This window comes from Amycolatopsis sp. WAC 04182, from assembly GCF_003947465.1.
Classification (GTDB): domain Bacteria; phylum Actinomycetota; class Actinomycetes; order Mycobacteriales; family Pseudonocardiaceae; genus Amycolatopsis.
In genome coordinates this window covers 1,185,315-1,202,992 of record NZ_QHJJ01000003.1, presented here as the reverse complement: position 1 = coordinate 1,202,992, position 17,678 = coordinate 1,185,315, and the positions used below count along the sequence as shown (strand labels likewise).

The 17,678-nt window shown below is 72.1% G+C and carries 9 protein-coding genes; 7 read left to right on the top strand and 2 right to left on the bottom strand.

Annotation, left to right across the window (positions count from 1 at the left end):
* Nucleotides 1-5 precede the first annotated feature (5 nt).
* The 7 genes from DMH01_RS19280 to DMH01_RS19250 are packed head-to-tail and all read left to right on the top strand — an operon-like array spanning nt 6 to nt 16,207.
* Complete coding sequence (locus tag DMH01_RS19280; RefSeq protein ID WP_125678600.1) at nt 6-1,010, top strand: ABC transporter substrate-binding protein; 1,005 nt, start codon at nt 6-8, stop codon at nt 1,008-1,010.
* Complete coding sequence (locus DMH01_RS19275) at nt 1,007-1,990, top strand: iron ABC transporter permease (RefSeq protein WP_125678599.1); 984 nt, start codon at nt 1,007-1,009, stop codon at nt 1,988-1,990. Before DMH01_RS19280 ends, DMH01_RS19275 begins: the two co-directional genes overlap by 4 nt.
* A complete protein-coding gene (locus DMH01_RS19270; protein WP_125678598.1) occupies nt 1,987-3,027 on the top strand; it encodes an iron chelate uptake ABC transporter family permease subunit in 1,041 nt (346 codons plus the stop codon). Before DMH01_RS19275 ends, DMH01_RS19270 begins: the two co-directional genes overlap by 4 nt.
* A complete protein-coding gene (locus DMH01_RS19265; protein ID WP_125678597.1) occupies nt 3,024-3,800 on the top strand; it encodes an ABC transporter ATP-binding protein in 777 nt (258 codons plus the stop codon). The genes DMH01_RS19270 and DMH01_RS19265 overlap by 4 nt, the downstream gene beginning before the upstream one ends.
* A complete protein-coding gene (locus tag DMH01_RS19260) occupies nt 3,794-13,750 on the top strand; it encodes a non-ribosomal peptide synthetase (protein WP_125678596.1) in 9,957 nt (3,318 codons plus the stop codon). Before DMH01_RS19265 ends, DMH01_RS19260 begins: the two co-directional genes overlap by 7 nt.
* Nucleotides 13,747-15,153: a DHA2 family efflux MFS transporter permease subunit gene (locus tag DMH01_RS19255; protein ID WP_125678595.1), complete on the top strand. Its 1,407-nt coding sequence runs from the start codon at nt 13,747-13,749 to the stop codon at nt 15,151-15,153. Before DMH01_RS19260 ends, DMH01_RS19255 begins: the two co-directional genes overlap by 4 nt.
* Nucleotides 15,140-16,207, top strand: coding sequence for a 3-deoxy-7-phosphoheptulonate synthase (locus tag DMH01_RS19250; protein WP_125678594.1), 1,068 nt, complete (start codon nt 15,140-15,142; stop codon nt 16,205-16,207). Before DMH01_RS19255 ends, DMH01_RS19250 begins: the two co-directional genes overlap by 14 nt.
* A 124-nt stretch (nt 16,208-16,331) precedes the next feature.
* On the opposite strand, the gene DMH01_RS19245 is transcribed toward DMH01_RS19250, so the two are convergent.
* A complete protein-coding gene (locus tag DMH01_RS19245) occupies nt 16,332-16,955 on the bottom strand; it encodes a hypothetical protein (RefSeq protein WP_125678593.1) in 624 nt (207 codons plus the stop codon).
* A gap of 142 nt (nt 16,956-17,097) precedes the next feature.
* Complete coding sequence (locus DMH01_RS19240; protein WP_125678592.1) at nt 17,098-17,646, bottom strand: hypothetical protein; 549 nt, start codon at nt 17,644-17,646, stop codon at nt 17,098-17,100.
* Between the last annotated feature and the right edge of the window lie 32 nt (nt 17,647-17,678).

Here is a 17,678-nt window from a genome sequence, read left to right as displayed (position 1 = left end):
AACCCATGCGCACCACCAGAACCCGACGCCTCGCCGGAGCGCTCGCGCTCGCTTTGACGGTCGTGACCGCGGCCACCGCCTGCGGTTCCGGCGAAGACGGCAAGGCCGCCGACGGCGGTCAGACCAGGGTGTTCGCCGCCGACAACGGCCAGATCACCATCCCGGTCTCGCCGAAGCGGGTCATCGCCACCGGCTACGCCGTGCCCGCCCTGCTCGAAGCGAACGCGCCGCTGGTCGGGGTGTCCAGCTGGAAGCGCGGCATCCCGCTGTTCAACGAGCAGGAGCGCAAGAAGTACGACGAGCTGGCCAAGGTCGCGGGCGAGTCGGCGGCGGAGACGAACTACGAGGCGATCGCGCAGGCGGATCCGGACCTCATCGTCATCGGCGTGCCGAAGCCGGTGCTCGCCGACATCGACATCAAGCGGCTCGAAGCGATCGCGCCGGTCGTGGCCATCGGCCCGTCGGTGCCGTCGATGTGGCGTGAGCTGTCCCGCAAGCAGGCCGACGCCGCGGGTGCGGCCGCCGGGTTCGACGCCGTCAAGACCGCGTACGAGACCAAGGCCAAGGGGCTGGCCGAGAAGTACAAGGCCGTGCTGCCGCAGCTGAAGCTGGGGCACGTCGGTGCCTACGGTGAGGTCGCCAAGGGCAACTTCCAGCGCGAGTTCAACGGTTCGTGGGGCACCAACGCCGCACAGGACATCGGCGCCACCTACTACGGCCAGGTCAAGGTCAAGGGCGGCGGCTCCAAGGACGTCAGCGAGTACCCGTCGATCGAAGAGCTGCCGACGGCGTTCGCCGAGGCCGACGCGATCAGCTACTCGGTCGGCCCGGACGGGTCCGTGCCGGCGCCGGTCAAGTACGTCCTCGACTCGCCGCTGTGGAAGGAACTCCCCGCGGTGAAGGCGGGCAAGGTCTACGCGTTCCGTTACACCGAGGCCGCCACCTACCGGGCCGCGACGTCCACTTTGGACGCCGTCGACCAGGCGTTCGCGCCGCTGCTCAAGAAGTGACCACCAGCGGGCGGTCCGCGCTGCTCGGCGCCGCACTGCTCGGGCTCGTCGTGGTCGCCGTGCTGAGCGTCGGCATCGGCGCGCACGCCCTCGCCCCCGGCGAGGTCGTGCGCGCCCTGCTGGGCGAAGGGAATCCGAGTGACCGGGCGGTGGTCCTGGACATCCGGATGCCGAGGGCGGTGCTGGCGATCGGGGTCGGCGCGGCGCTCGCCGTCGGCGGCGTGCTCGTGCAGGCCTTGTCGCGCAACGCCTTGGCCGAACCCGGTGTGCTCGGCGTGACCGCCGGGGCCGGGTTCGCCATCGCGGTGGGGTCCTCGTTCGGGCTCGCCGCGTCGGCGCCCGTCGAGCTGGGCCTGGCGGTGCTGGGCGCGCTCGGCGCTTCGGCGCTGGTGTACGCGGTCGGCAGCAAGTCGCCGCTGCGGCTGGTGCTCGCCGGGACCGCGTTGAGCGCCGTGCTGCTGGGGCTCACCCTCGGCCTGCGGCTGCTGTTCCCGGACACCTTCGACGTCTACCGGTTCTGGTCGGTGGGTTCGCTGGCCGGACGCGAACAGGCGCCGACGACGGTCCCGCTGATCATCATCGGCCTGTCCCTGCTGGGCGCGTTCGCGGTGAGCCGTCAGCTGAACGCGATCGCGCTCGGCGAGACGGTCGCGCACACCCTCGGCGCGAACGTCGCCAGGGTCCGGACGATCACCCTGCTGCTGATCACGCTGATGGCGGGCGCGGCGACCGCGCTGGCCGGGCCGATCCTGTTCGTCGGGCTGATCGTGCCGCATCTGGCCCGGCGGGTAGCCGGCGCGTCGATCCCGTGGCTGATCGCGTTCGCCGCGCTGCTCGGCCCGGTGCTCATGCTGGCCGCGGACGTCGGATCCCGGGTCCTGTTGCCGACCGGCGAGGTCCCGGTCGCGATCGTGACCGCGTTCCTCGGCGGCCCGGTGCTGATCTGGGCCGTCCGCAAATACGGGGCGGCACCGCTGTGAACCCTGTGAACACTGTGAACGCACTCGTCCTGCGGCGCGGGAGGTTCTCCGCCCGGATCGAACGCCGCACCCTCGTCTTCCTCGTGGCGATGATCGTGGTCATCGCCGGTTTGACGCTGCTCGGGCTCTGCTACGGCGCGGCGTGGGCGAGTCCCGCCCGCGTGTTCGCCGCGCTCACCGGGTCCGGCGGCGGCCCCGGCGTGGTCATCCGCGAATGGCGCCTGCCGCGGGTGCTGGCGGGGCTGGTGTTCGGCGCCGCGCTCGGCCTGGCGGGCGCGATCTTCCAGAACATCACCCGCAACCCGCTCGGCAGCCCGGACGTGATCGGCCTCGACGCCGGCGCCTACACCGGCGCGCTGTTCGCGATCACCGTGCTCTCGGGGACGTCCACGCAGTTGACCGTCGGTTCGGTGCTCGGCGGCGTGATCACGGCGGCGATCGTGTACGCGCTGTCGCTCGGCGGCGGGCTGTCCGGCTTACGGCTGATCGTCATCGGGATCGCGATCAACGCGATGCTGACGGCGTTGAACTCGTGGATCGTGCTTCGCGCCGAACTCGAGATCGCGATCGCGGCCGTCGGCTGGAACGCCGGTTCGCTCAACGGGATCGGCTGGGACGATGTCGCGATCCCGTTCGCCGTGCTCGCGGTGCTGTTCGTCGTCCTGTTCACCAGGGCGCCGGCGTTGCACCAGGCCGCGCTCGGCGGCGCGCTGGCGGTCACCACCGGCGTCCGCTGGGACCGGCTGCGGCTGGTGCTGGTGCTGCTCGGGGTCGGCTGCACGGCCACGGTCACCGCCGTCGCCGGGCCGATCGCGTTCATCGCGCTGGCCGCCCCGCAGATCGGGCGGCGGCTGGCCCGCTCGCCCGGTATTTCCCTGCTGCCCGCCGCCCTCACCGGCGCCGTGCTGCTGACCAGCGCCGACCTGGCCGCCCAAATGCTGCTCGCGCCGGAAGCGCTGCCGGTCGGTGTGATCAGCACCGTGATCGGCGGCGGCTACCTGATCTGGCTGCTCACCAAGGAGGTGCGGCGCACATGAGTGCCCGCTTGACCGCCCGGGACCTGACCCTGCGCTATGGCGACCGGGTCGTGTCGACCCGGCTGAGCCTCGACGTGCCGGACCGCGCGTTCACCGCCGTCGTCGGACCGAACGCGTGTGGCAAGTCGACGTTGCTGCGCGCGTTCGTCCGGCTGCTGCGTCCGGCCGACGGTGAGGTCCTTCTCGACGGCAAGGACGTCGGTTCCTTCCACGGCAAGGGTTTGGCGCGGGAACTCGGGTTCCTGCCGCAGGATCCGGTGGCGCCGGAGGACGTCCGCGTCCGGCAGCTGGTCGCGCGCGGCCGGTTCCCGCACCAGTCGCTGTTCGCGTCATGGTCCGAAGAGGACGAACGCGCGGTGATCGAGGCGATGACCGCGGCGGGGGTGGCGGGACTGGCCGACCGGCCGGTGCAGGAGCTTTCGGGCGGGCAGCGCCAGCGCGTGTGGGTGGCGCTGGTGCTGGCGCAGAAGACGCCGTACCTGCTGCTCGACGAGCCGACGTCGTTCCTCGACATCGCGCACCAGTACCAGTTGCTGAGCTTGCTGGCGCGCCTGCGCGACGAAGGCCGCACGGTGATCGCCGTTCTGCACGACATCAACCAGGCCTGCCGGTACGCGGATCACCTCGTCGCGCTGCGGGACGGCCGGATCGTCGCCGAGGGCGCGCCCTCGGACATCGTCGACGCCGAGCTGATGAAGGAGGTCTTCGATCTCCCCAGCGTCGTCGTGCCCGACCCGGTGACCGGAACCCCGATGGTGGTGCCCACATGCTGAACCTGACTGGTGCCCAGCTGGGCATCTGGACCGCGCAGCGGCTGGAGCCCGACTCGCCTTACTACGTCGTCGGTGACGTCATCGAAATCGTCGGTGAAAAGCCGGTCGACCTCGACGCGCTGACCGAGGCGATCCGCGCGACCGCGGAGGAGGCCGACAGCCTGCGGCTGCGTGTCTTCGAGACGGAGGAAGGGCCACGGCAGGTGGTTTCGGGCGACGCGGTGCCGTCGCCCGAGGTGGTGGATTTGCGCGGCGAGGCCGATCCGGTGGCCGCTGCGCACGCTCGGGTGGACGCCGAACGCCGCCGCGTCGCCGAGGCTTGCCGCGGCATGGTGGACCGGCCGCTGTTCGCCCATCTCGTGCTGCGGCTTTCCGGCTCGCATGTGTGGTTCACCCAGCTCGGGCACCACCTCGTGTTCGACGGCTACACCGCGGCGATGCTCGCCCGCCGGACGGCCGCTCGCTACACCGCTTCGGTCCTGGGCAAGGATGTGCCACCGTCGACGTTCGCGCGGTTCGCCGATCTCGTCGAGGCTGACCAGGCTTACCGCGAGAGCGAACGGTTCACCCAAGACCGCGAGTACTGGCGCGAGCGGTTCACGCCGTTGCCGGACCTCGACGACGGAGGCAGCGCGTCGGGTCCGCCCGAGCACACCGTGACCGCGCGGGCGGTCCTGCCCGCTTCGGACGTGGCCCGGCTGCGTGAACTGGGCAAACGTGCCGGGACGACCTGGGGCGACGCGCTGATCGCCTGCTACGCCGCCTTCCTGCATCGCGTCCTCGGCTGGACGGACGTCGTGTTCGCGATGCCGTTGATGTGCCGTGAAGGGGCCGCGCTGCGGACCCCGGCGATGGCGGTCAACGTGCTGCCGCTGCGGGTCACGGTGCTGCCGGAGGATTCCGCGGCCGAGCTGACCGCGCGGGTCGCGGGCGCGCTGAAGGAGATGCGCACGCACCAGCGGTATCGCGGCGAGGATCTGCCCCAGGACCTGGCGGTGCCCGGTGCCGGGGCGCTGCTGCACGGCCGCGGCATCAACCTCAAGGCGTTCGACCTGAAGCTCGACTTCGCGGGCTCGCACGGCACGATGCGTAACGTCGCCGGTGGACCGCCGGAAGACATGGGCCTGTCCGTGCTCCCGACCGCCGAGGGCGGGCTGCTACTCGGTTTCGAGGTCGACGCGCGGACCCACGACCAGGCCGCCGTCGACGCCAAACTGACCGCGCTGCGGTGCCTGATCACCGCACTGACCGAACCGGACGGACCGGCGGTCGCCGGTGCGGATCTGGTTCCGGCGGGGGAGCGGGACACCCTGCTGGCGGCGTGGTCCACGCCCGCCCCGGACGGCGAACTCCTTGGCGTACCTGAACTTCTCGCCCGACTCGATCCCGAACAGACCGCCTTGGTCTTCGGTGAAGAACGGCTGAGCGCCGGCGAACTCGTCACGCGGGTGCACCGTCTCGCCCGAGCCTTGCGGGCCCGAGGTGTCGGGACCGACGACGTCGTCGCGCTGGCGCTGCCGCGGTCCGCGGATCTCGTCGTCGCCCTGCTGGCGGTGCTCGACGCGGGAGCCGCCTTCCTGCCGCTGGATCTCGCCCATCCCGTCGAGCGGCTGCGGGAGCTCGCCGCCGAAGCGGGCGCGGTGCTCACTGTCGCTCACGACCCGGGAATCGTGCCGGGACCACAGCTGCTGCTCGGCGAGACTGATCTGTCCACTCTGGACTCCTCGCCGTTGGATGTGCCGCGTCATCCGGAACATCTCGCGTACGTCATCTTCACCTCCGGCTCGACCGGGCGGCCCAAGGGTGTCCTGGGCCGGGCCGGTGGACTCGCGACGCTGCTGCGCCATCACCGCGCGACCACGGTCGCCGAGACCGAACGTGCCGCGGGCAGGCGGCTGCGTGTCGCGCACACCTACTCGTTCGCCTTCGACTCCGCGCTCGATCAGCTGATGTGGCTGCTGTTCGGGCACGAACTGCACGTCTACGGCACCGACGTCGCCCGGGACGCCGACGAACTGCTGGCCGCGTTCGCCCGCGACCGGATCGACGTCGTCGACACCACGCCGTCGATGGCCGCGCCGCTCGTCGACGCCGGGCTGCTCGACGGCCCGAACCCGCCCGCGCTCCTCGTCCTCGGCGGCGAGGCGACTCCGCCCGCGCTGTGGCGCAAGGTCGCGGAGTCGGGTGTCCGCGCCCGCAACATGTACGGCCCGACCGAGGCCACTGTGGACGGTGCCGGATCCTGGCTGGACGACGGGGAACCGACGATCGGCACCGCGGTGCCCGGTACGGCGGTCCGGGTGCTCGACGCCGCGCTGCGCCCGGCGCCCGCGGGAACGCCGGGCGAGCTGTACCTCGCGGGACCGCATCTGGCGCGCGGCTATCTCGGGCGCCCCGGCGCGACCGCCGAACGGTTCGTCGCCGACCCGTTCGGCGCGCCCGGCGACCGGATGTACCGCACCGGGGACCTCGCCCGCTGGGTGCCCGGCCGTGGTCTGGAGTACCTGGGCCGCCGCGACGGCCAGGTGAAGGTGCGCGGCCACCGTGTCGAACTCGGCGAGGTCGAGGCCGCGTTGGCCGCCGTTCCCGGAGTGCGGGCGGCCGCCGCGGCGGTGCGCGGACCCCGGCTCATCGGTTACGTCGTCGGCGAGGTCGTCCCGGAAGAGGTCCGCGCGGACCTCGCCGGGCGGGTGCCCGAGCACCTCGTGCCCGCCGCGGTCGTCGTCCTCGACACGCTTCCGTTGACTCCCAACGGGAAGATCGACCGGGCCGCGCTGCCCGCCCCGCGCGCTGCGGCCGGAAGGACGGCCGCCACCGAGCGCGAACGGCTGCTGTGCGCCACCATCGCCGAGGTGATCGGCGTCGCGGAAGTCGCCGTCGACGACGACTTCTTCGCACTGGGCGGCGACAGCATCACCGCGATCAGCGTCAGCAGCAGGCTGCGCGCGCACGGCCTCGACCTGCGGCCGCGCGATCTGCTCGCCCGCCGCAGCTTCGAGGCGCTGGCCGCGGCGAGCGCGGAGATCGGCGGCCCGGCCGCACCGCCGGACGAGCCCATCGGAGTAGTACCCGCCCCGCCGATCGTCCGCGCCCTGCTCGACCCGCATCCGGACGTCGCGACGATCGCCGGGTACACGCAATGGACCGCGCTCCGGCTCGACGAGGATCTTCCTCCCGCCCAGCTGACCGAAGGCGTCCAAACACTCCTGGACCACCACGACGTCCTCCGGCTGCATTTAGAGGACGAAATGCGGGTTCGGGAACGCGGCGCGGTGAAGGCGTCCGACGTCGTCATCGAGACGACCGGGGACCCGGCCGAGGTCGCGGCGGAACTCGCGGAGTCCCTTGATCTCCGGGCCGGAGTGCTCAAGGTCGCGCTGCTGCCGGATCACCTCGTCATCGTGCTTCACCACCTGGCGGTCGACGGGGTCTCTTGGCGGGTCCTCCTGCCGGACCTGCGCGCCGCCTGCGCCGGTGAGCAGCTCGAACCGGTCGGGACTTCTTGGCGGCGACACGCGCTTCTCCTTGCCGAGCAGGGGACTTCGGGTGCCCGGCGCGGCGAACTCGAACACTGGCGTGACGCGCTCGAAGGTCCGCGCCTCGGCCACCGGCCGCTCGACCGGGCCATCGACACGGTCGCGACCGCGCGGCGTTCGGTCACCCTCGCCACCCCGGAGCAGACCGACGTCGTGCTCACCGCGCTGCCCGCGGCCTACCGCGCCGGCCCCGACGACGTCCTGCTCGCCGCGCTCGTGCTCGCCCTCCGGACGTGGCGCGGTGCTCCGGTCGAGGCCGAAACCGTGTCCCTCGAAGGACACGGCCGGGACCAAGACGGCCTGGACCTCTCGCGTACCGTCGGCTGGTTCACCGCCGAACATCCGCTGCGGGTGCCCGCCACCGCGGTGGCGGCGACCACGGACTTCGAAAGCGCGCTGTCCGGCGGCGACGCGGCCGGGCAGCTGCTGCGGGCCGCCAAGGAGGCCAAACGCGCCGTTCCGGACAACGGCGTCGGCTTCGGCGTGCTGCGGTATCTCGATCCGCTGACCCGGGACGAACTCGCCGCCGTCCCGCCGCCGGACGTCGTCCTGAACTACCTCGGCCGATTCGCCGCTCTGCCCGGCACCGGCTGGCGGTTGCCTGAAGAGGATCCGTTCGCGGTCACCGAACCGGACGCCAAGTCGCTGGAACAGGTGCTGGCGCTGAACTGCTTCGTCCGCGAGGACGGCGGCCCCCGGCTTGCCGTCGAATGGACCGCGGCGGGCAAGGTCCTGCCGGAGGAAAGCGTCGCGGCACTTCAGGAAGCGTGGTCGCGGGCGCTGGACGCCCTGACCGCGCACGCCACCCGGATCGGCCCGGACGGTGGCGGGCTCACGCCGTCGGATCTGCCGCTGGTCGGCCTCGACCAGGCCGACATCGACGCTCTCGAACGCCGCGGTCGGCTCGAAGACGTGCTGCCCGCGACCCCGTTGCAGACGGGGCTTTCGTTCCACACCCTCGCGCGCGGCACCGAGGACACCGACGTCTACGTGGTGCAGGCCGTCACCCTGCTCAGCGGCGCGCTCGACGCCGACCGTATGCGTGAGGCCGCGGCGGAGGTGCTGCTGCGGCATCCCGCGCTGCGCGTCCACCTGCACACCACCGACGCGGGCGAGGTCGTCCAGGTCGTGCCCGCCGAGGTCACGCTGGACTGGCGGTTCGCGCAGGTCTCGCCGGATCAGGTCGAGGCCGAGTGCCGCACCGAACTCGCCCGCCCCTTCGATCCGGCGACCCCGCCGCTGATCCGGTTCCTGCTGCTGACCCTCGCCCCGGACGAGCACCGCCTGGTGCTCACGAATCATCACGCGCTGCTCGACGGCTGGTCGATGCCGCTGGTCGGCCGCACCCTGCTGGCCACCTACGCCGAACTCGGCGGCGGCCCGGCGGCCCCGGTCGCCCCGCCGCTTTCGGAGTACCACCGGGTGCTCGGCGAACGCGACCCGGACGCGGCGCTCGAAGCGTGGCGCGAGGCGTTGGCCGGACTCGACGAAGGAACCCGGCTCGCTCCGGCGAGCGTCGAGTCCACTGTGGATCGTCCGGAACGCGTCATCGTGGAACTGGGCGGCGAGTTCAGCGAACGGCTGCGCGCCTTCGCCCGCGAACGCGGGATCACCCCGACGACGGTGTTCCAGACCGCCTGGGGAGTGCTGCTCGCCAGGCTGACCGGCCGCCGCGACGTGGTCTTCGGCTGCCCGGTCTCCGGCCGCCCGGCCGACGTCCCCGGCGTCGAGCGCATGATCGGCCAGCTCGGCAGCACGATCCCGGTACGCGTGCGGTTCGACGCCGCCGACACCGCGGTCACCGTGCTGGAGCGCGTGCACACCGAAAGTGTCCGGCTCACCGACCACCATCACGCCGGGCTGCCGGACATCCAGCGCGCGGCCGGTGTCGGCGACCTGTTCGACACGATGCTGGTGATGGAGAACTTCCCGCTCTCCAGCCGCGCCCGCACCACGCTGGCGCCCGGCCTCGACCTCGTCGGCGTCGACATCACCGACGCCACGCACTATCCGCTCACAGTGATCGTGCTGCCCGGCGACGAGTTCACCGTCGGCCTCGGGTACCAGCCGCAGGCGTTCACCCGCGAGGAGGCCGAGTCCTACGGCCGCTGGCTCCGGGCGGTTCTGCACGAGATCGTGGCCGACCCGGTGCAGCCGGTCTCCCGGCTGCGCGCGCTCGACGCCGAGGAAGAACGCGCGATGCTGCGCCTCGGCGAAGGACCGGAACCGAAGCGCGAACGCGGCGGCATGCTGGAGGAGTTCGGCCGCTGGGTCCGGGAGACCCCGGACGCGGAAGCCGTCGTGTGCCGGGACCGGAGCCTGACCTACGCCGAACTGGACCGTCGCGCCAACCGGCTCGCGAACACCCTGATCGACGCCGGGGTGAAACCGCAGGACCCGGTCGCGGTCCTGTTGCGCCGCGACGTCGACCTCGTGGTCGCGCTGTTCGGCGTGATCAAGGCGGGTGCGGTGCACGTGCCGATGGACCCGGACTATCCGGCCGACCGGCTGGCGTACATGCTCGGTGACATCGAGCCCGCCGCTGTCGTGTCCACTTCGGACGTCGACGGCCTTCCGGTGATCGACCCGGCCGAACTGTCCACTGAGGACACCGACCCGGGGATCCGGCTCAGCGAGGACGCGATCGCCTACGTCATCTACACCTCCGGCACCACCGGGAAACCGAAGGGTGTGGCGGTGCCGCATCGCGGCGTCCCGAGCCTGATCGCGCTGCAGGAGGACGTCGTCGGGATCGGAACCGCCGAGCGGTACCTGCATTTCGCCTCGACGAGTTTCGACGTCGCCTTCTGGCAGTTCATGCTTCCGCTGCTGTCCGGCGGCACGTCGGTGATCGCGCCCGAGGAGGTGCGGGTCTCCGGCGACGATCTGCTGGCCTACGCCGCCGAACACCGCGTCACCGGCCTCAACCTGCTGCCCTCGTTCCTTTCCGCGATGCCCGACGACGCGACCGTCGACCCGGACGTGTTCTTCGTCGTCGGCGCCGAACGGCTCGACCCGGAACTGGCGCGGCGCTGGGGGAACCGGCGCGCGCTGTTCAACGCCTACGGGCCGACCGAGGTCACCATCAACTCGGTCACCTGGCACTACGACCCGGCCGACCCCGGCCCGCTCCCGATCGGCCGCCCGGACCCGGAGGTCCGCGCGTACGTGCTCGACGGCGGGCTGCTCCCGGTCGGGACGAACGTCACCGGCGAGCTGTACCTGGCCGGGCCGAAGCTCGCGCAGGGTTACGTCGGCCGGGCGGCGCTGACCGCCGAACGCTTCGTCGCCGACCCGTTCGGTCCGCCGGGGGAGCGCATGTACCGCACCGGTGACCTGGTCCGCTGGCGGCCGGACGGGCAGATCGTCTTCCTCGGCCGCGCCGACCACCAGGTCAAACTGCGCGGGTTCCGGATCGAACTCGGCGAGATCGAGACCGCGCTGACCGCGCACGACGACGTGCGCGCCGCCGCGGTGATCGTCCGCGAGGACCGGTTGGTCGCCTACGTCGTCCCCGTGGACGGCGCCGAACCCGACCCGGCCGCGTTGCGCGAGTACCTCGCCGCGGAACTGCCCGCGTACATGGTGCCGACCGCGTTCGTCGCGCTGGAGCGGCTTCCGCTCGGACCGAGCGGCAAGCTGGACCGCGCCGCGCTGCCCGCTCCGGAAGCCCGCTCCGACGGCGGGCGCGAACCCGCCACTCCCGCGGAAGCCGTGCTGCTGCGGGTGGTCCGCGAGCTGCTCGGGCCCGACGTCGGACTGGACGACGGCTTCCTGGACGCGGGCGGCGACAGCATCGCCTCGCTGCGGGTCGTCTCCCGTGCCCGGCGTGAAGGGCTGCACCTGACCGCGCGCGACGTCCTCGAAGGCGGCACGGTCGCGGGGATCGCCGCGCGCTGTGGAGAACCCGAGCAGGCTGAGGAAGCCCACGCCGTCGGCGATGCCCCGCTCACGCCGATCATGCGTGATCTGCTGCGGCGCGCGGGAAAGGCGGCCGACGGGTTCTGCCAGTGGGTCGAGATCTGCGTGCCTTCGGCGGACGACATTCCTCGCTGGCGCTCGGTGCTCGACGCCGTTCTCGCCCGTCACGATGTCCTGCGTGCGCATCTGGTCGAGGACGCGCTCCGCGTCCCGGACGTCGGCGCCGTGACCGGTGCCGACGTGCTCACCGCCGTCCGCGTGACCGGTGATCCGCGTGCGGCGCTGGACACGCAGGTCGAGCAGATCGTGGCGCGGATGGACCCGCGCACCGGCCCGCTGGTGCGGGCGGTCCTGGCGGACGCGGGCGAGGAGCGACCGGGACGATTGCTGCTGGTCGCGCACCATCTGGTCGCCGACGCGGTGACCTGGCGTGTCCTGCTCGACGACGTCGAACAGGCCTTCCACGGCAACACGCTGCACCGGCGCGGGCAGTCGTTCCTGGGCTGGGCGCGGTCGCTGCGCGCGGCCGCCCCGCATCGAGAGGACGAAGTGCCGTACTGGCGAGGGATCGCCGCCGCGCCGGAGGCCACGCTCGGCCGCACCCGGCTCGATCCGGCGCGCGACACCGTGGCGACCGCGCGGCACCACCGGCTCGACGTCGGCGAGGGCACGACCCACGCCGTGCTCACCGCGTTGCCCACGGCGTACCGCACCGGGCCGGACACCGTGCTGCTGACCGCGCTCGCCCGTGCTGTCGCCGCCTGGCGCGGGACCGCCGCCGATCTGGTCGTCGCCGTCGAAAGCCACGGAAGGCCGGGACACACCCCGGATTTCGCGGGCACGGTCGACCTGGCGCAGACCGCCGGCTGGTTCACCGCCGTGCATCCGGCGCGGATCACCCCACCGGACGGACCGTTGCCGGACGCGCTGCGGGCGGTACGTGACCATCTGCGCGCGGCGGGGGACGGCCTCGGGCACGGAATCCTCGGCGTCGACGGGCCGCGGCCCGAGATCGCCTGGAACTATCTCGGCCGGTTCCCCGAGGCGCCGGTCGAGGAGACCCTGTGGCAGCGTCCGCCGGACGCCGATCCGCTCGGTTCCGGCGGTGGCGCGGAGATGCCGCTGCCGTACGCGTTGACGGTGAACGCGATGGTCCCCGACGGCGGCACGCTCGGAGTCCGCTTCACGTGGCCGTCCGCGTTGTTCACCGAAGACGAGATCGTCGTGCTGGGCGAGCATTTCCGCCGTGAGCTGGACGCGCTCGCCGCCGACGTGCCGGGGCCCGGCGAGATCATGCCGCTGACCCCGTTGCAGGAGGTGATCCTGCGCGAATCCCGGGCGGCGGAGGAGGATCCATATCCGGTGCAGGCCGCGTTCACGCTCTCCGGCGACCTCGACGTCGATGCGCTGCGGGCCGCGGCGGCGGCGCTGGTGCGACGGCAGCCGAACCTGGGCGCGGTGTTCCCGGCGTCGCACGAGGTCCAGGTGATCCCTGCCGAGCCACGGGCCGGGTTCCGTGTCCACGAAGTGTCCGATGTGGACAGCGCGCTGGACGAGGAGCTGGCGGAACCGTTCGACCTGGCCCAGGGTCCGTTGTGGCGGGTCACCGTGCTGCGCCACGGGCCCGGCCGTCAGACCCTCGTGCTGACCAGTCACCATCTGCTGTCGGACGGCTGGTCCGCGCCACGGATCCTCGGCGAGCTGTTCGCCCTGTACGCGGGGAAGCCGTTGCCGGATCCGGTGCCGCCGACCCGGTACACCCGCCTGCTCGCCGCGGCCGATCACTCGGCCGACGTCCGGGCCTGGCGGGCGGAACTCGCCGGTCTGCCCGAAGGCGACCACCTGCCGCGTACCGGTGGGTCCGCCGAGCCCGCTCTGTTCACTGTGGACAGTCAGCTGGTCGCGGAGCTGACCAGGCTGGGGGCGGCACGCGGGCTGACCGTCAACACCCTGTTGCAGGGTGCGTGGGCGGCCGTCCTGGCGAACCACGCCGGGCGCCGGGACGTCAGCTTCGGGGTGATGACCTCGAACCGGATGTCCGATGTGGACGGTGTCGAGGACATCATCGGCCTGCTGGCGAACAGCGTCCCGGTCCGCGCCCGGTTCACCGGGACGGTCGCCGAGGCGCTCGCCGACTTGCAGGCACGGCAGCAGGCGATGTCCGGGCACCACCGGATCGGCCTGCCGGAGCTCGCGTCGCTGGCCGGCCGCGAGCGGCTGTTCGACAGCCTGCTCGTGTTCGAGAACTACCCGGTGGACCCGGCGAAGCTGCGCGAACCCGCGCCCGGCCTGACCGTCACCGGGACGAGGTTCCGGGAACGCACGCACCACCCGGTGAGCGTCACCGTCGTCCCCGGCGAGCGCGGCTGGGAAGGCGTTCTGTACGCGAGGGAGGCGGACGCCAGGTCGCTCGCCGACGATCTGGTCGGGTTCCTGCGGAAACTGCCGTCCTGGCTCGACGGCGACGCCGCGGGCTTCGTGGGGGAGCGGTGACCGCGCGCCCGATCGACGCCGCGCTGTGGCGCACGGCCGCGGTGCTGGTGCTCGGCACGTTCATGGCGACCTTGGACAGCACGATCGTCTCGGTCGGCGTCGACACCCTCGCCGACGAGTTCGGCGCGCCGGTCACCGGCGTCCAATGGGTGACGACGGCGTACCTGCTGGCCGTGGTCACGGCGGTACCGGCGTCGGGCTGGCTCGCCGACCGGTTCGGCGGCAGGCGGGTCTGGCTCACCGCCGTCGTCGTGTTCCTGCTGGCGTCGCTGCTGTGCGCGCTGGCGCCGACGTTGCCCGCGCTCATCGCCTTCCGTGTCCTGCAAGGGCTCGCGGGCGGCCTGCTGCCGCCGACCGGCCAAGCGCTCCTGGCCCGCGCGGCCGGACCGGACCGGATCGGGCGCGTGATCAGCGTCGTCGGGCTCGTACCGCTGTTGTCGCCGGTGCTCGGCCCGATGGCGAGCGGCTCGATCCTCGCGGTCGCGGACTGGCCGTGGCTGTTCTACGTCAACCTCCCGGTCGGTGTGGTGGCGGTGATCCTGGCGCGGCGCTGGGTTCCGGAGAGTGAACCCGGCGGCAAGGGCGCACGGTTCGATTTCCGGGGCGCGCTGCTGCTTTCGCCGGGGCTCGCCGTCCTGGTCTTCGGGCTCACCTGGTTCGATCAGGGGACGCCGGTGGTCGCCGGGATCGCCGTCGCGCTCGGTGTCGTGATGCTCGCGGCGTTCGTGCGGCACGGTCTTCGCGCCGAAGCGCCCTTGCTGGATCCACGTTTGTTCACCCGGCCACCGTTCGGGGTCGCCGCGCTGGCGCTGGTCCTGCTCGGCGCGTCGGTGTTCGGCACGATGTTCCTGCTCCCGCTCTACCTTCAACGCGGCCCCGGACTGTCCGCTTGGGACACCGGGCTGCTGCTGGTGCCCCAGGGCATCGGCGCGGCGGCCGGTTCCGTACTGGTGAACCGCCTCGTCGACCGGATCTCGCCACGCACCCTGGTGCTGAGTGGGATCGGCCTGGTCGCCCTCGGCACCGCGCCCTTCACTCAGCTCGGTCCCGGCCTTCCGGACTGGGTGATCGTGCTTTCGTTGCTGCTGCGCGGTTTCGGCGCGGCGATGATCGGCGCGCCGGTGATGGCGATCGTCTACCGCCGGGTCGAACCCGCCCGGCTGCCCCGCGCCGCCGGGGCGCTGAACCTGCTCAACACGCTCGGCGGCTCGATCGGCACCGCGGTGCTGGCCGTGGTGCTGCAGGCCCGGCTGGCCGCCCGCGGCCCGGACGTCGCCGCGGCCTTCGCCGACGCCTTCTGGTGTGTTCTCGGCCTCGCCGTCGTGGCGGTGGCCGGTGCGACGCGGCTGCCCCGGGCCGGGGCGGCCGCCCCCGACAAGAAGAGAGGTCATGCGGATGCTTGACCAGGACACGCTGCCCAGCCCGGCCGATGTGGCCACGAGCGGCGTCGTGCCGGACGAGATCGTCCGGCACCGCGAAACCGTCGCGAACGTCCTCGCCCGCCGAGACTCCCGGCTGCTCGTCGTCGTGGGCCCGTGTTCCGTGCACGACACCGACGGCGCGCTCGAGTACGCGCACCGGCTCGCCGAGGCGTCCCGCCGGTTCGCCGACGACCTCGTCGTGGTCCTGCGCGCCTACCTGGAGAAACCGCGGACGATCGCGGGCTGGACCGGGCTGGTGCCCGATCCCACCCTGGACGGCAAGGGCGATCTCGCGTCCGGTGTCCGCATCGGACGGAAGTTCCTCGACGACGCCGCCGCGACCGGGCTGCCGCTCGCGTACGAGTTCGTCGACCCGTTCCTCGCGCCCTATTTCGCGGACACCATCAGCTGGGGCGCGATCGGCGCGCGGACCGTCGCCAGCCAGCCGCACCGGCATCTGGCGTCCTGGCTGCCGATGCCGATCGGCATGAAGAACTGCGTGTCGGGACGGCTGGACACGGCCGTCGCCGCGGTCCGGGCGGCCGCGCTGCCCCACGTGTTCCCGGGAGCCGCGGCCGACGGGCGCCCGCGGATCCAGCGCAGCGCCGGGAATCCGGACGCGCACCTCGTCCTGCGCGGTGGCCCGAAACCCAACCACCACGCCCACGCCGTCGCGGACGCTCTCGACGCGCTGACCGCCGCGGGCTTGCCGCACCGGCTCGTCGTCGACGCCTCGCACGGCAACAGCGGGAAGGACCACAACCGGCAGCCCGTGGTCGTCGCCGACCTGGCGGACCAGATCTCGGCGGGCAACGACGCGCTGGCCGGGGTGATGATCGAGTCGTACCTGTCCGACGGCAGGCAGGACGTCAGTTCCGCTCCGCCCCGGCCCGACCTGAGCATCACCGACGCGTGCCTGGGCTGGGAGCGGACCCTTCCGCTGCTGGAATCCCTCGCCTGTGCGAACGCGGTGCGGCGGCTGAGCAACCCGCGTGGTCAGGCGCCGCACACCCGAGTCGCGCCTCCAAGCACGTGAGTTACGCCTTCAATCACGCGAGTTACGCCTTCGGGCTCATCCCTCAAGAGATTGCTTGAAGCGCGTGAAGGCCCCCTTCCCTCGGCTCAGCCGAGGGAAGGGGGCCTTCACGCGCTGATGAGGCTTACTTCTTCCAGATGATCGGGTCGTCCTTGTACCCGTCACCGTCGTTGAACGTCGCGCCGCCGACCTCGCCACCGTCCCGGATGGCCTGGAGTTCACAGGTCTCGAAGGTCGCGCCGGCGGTCTTGAAGTCCTTCTTCGCGGACTCGGACTGGCAGTTCGTGGTCTCGCCGGTGATGATCACGCCGGTGCTCTTGTTGTTCGGGCCGACCGCGCGCAGGCGCACCGTGCTGTAGGTGAGGTCCGTGCCGCCGACGTTCTCCACCGTCATCCGGATGTACACCGGGGTCATGCCCTTGGCCTTCTCGCCGTAAGAGGCGAGGTCTTCCTTCGGGCCGAGCTCGATCGCCTTGACGGTGATCGCGATGGTGCCGGACTTGTCGTTGCCGTACTTGAACGGGACGACGGCGCGCTCGCCGACCTTCAGTTCGGTGCCGGGCGCCGTGGCGTCCGCGTTCGAGACCGGGACCGTACCGCTGGTCGCGGGCGAGGACGCCGCGGCCGACGTCGGCGCGGGCGACGGGGCGGGAGCGGGGCTGCCCCCGTCCTCTTTGCCGCCGCAGGCGGAAAGCAGCAGCGCGGCGGCGCAGCCGGTGGCGGACAGGGCGATGCGGTCGAACTTCATGGATCTCCTCGGACTCCCCGCCGAATCCTGCTCCGGCGTTCTCGCCACGCACCGTAGTCGATGAGGGAGCAAGTCGGTGTGGGCCATTCGCACCACGAATGGTCACAAAACGGTTACGCTGTTCGGCCTAATGGGGAGGTGTTCACTTCTTCCAGGTGACGGGGTCGTCCCGGTAGCCGTCGCCGTCGACGAACGACACGCCGCCGACCTCGCTGCCGTCCTTGACGCCCTCGGTGTCGCAGGTCTCGTAGGTCGCGCCCGGCGTGGTGAACGTCTCCGGCGCCGTCTCCCCCTTACAGGCCGGGGTGCCGCCGGCCATGATCACCTTGGTGCCCTTGCCGTTCGGGTCCACCGCGCGCACGGACACCGAAGTGTCGGCGAGGTCCGTGCCGCCGACGTTCTCGATCACCATCCGGACGTAGACCGGGAGCGACCCTTCGCCCTTGTCCTTGAACTTGGCGAGATCCTCCTTGGGGCCGATCTCGACCGACTTGACGGTGATCGCGATCGTGCCCGACTTGCCCGCGTCGCTGAACGGGACGACGGCGCGTTCGCCGACCTTGAGTTCACTGCCGGGGGCCATGGTGCCGTCGGCTCGGACGGTCTTCCCTGCCGCTTCCCCGCCACAGGCGGAAAGCAGCAGGGCGGCGGCGCAGCCGGTGGCGATCAAGGCGGTACGGGCGGACTTCATGGATCTCCTCGGACTTCCGCCGAACCTGTACC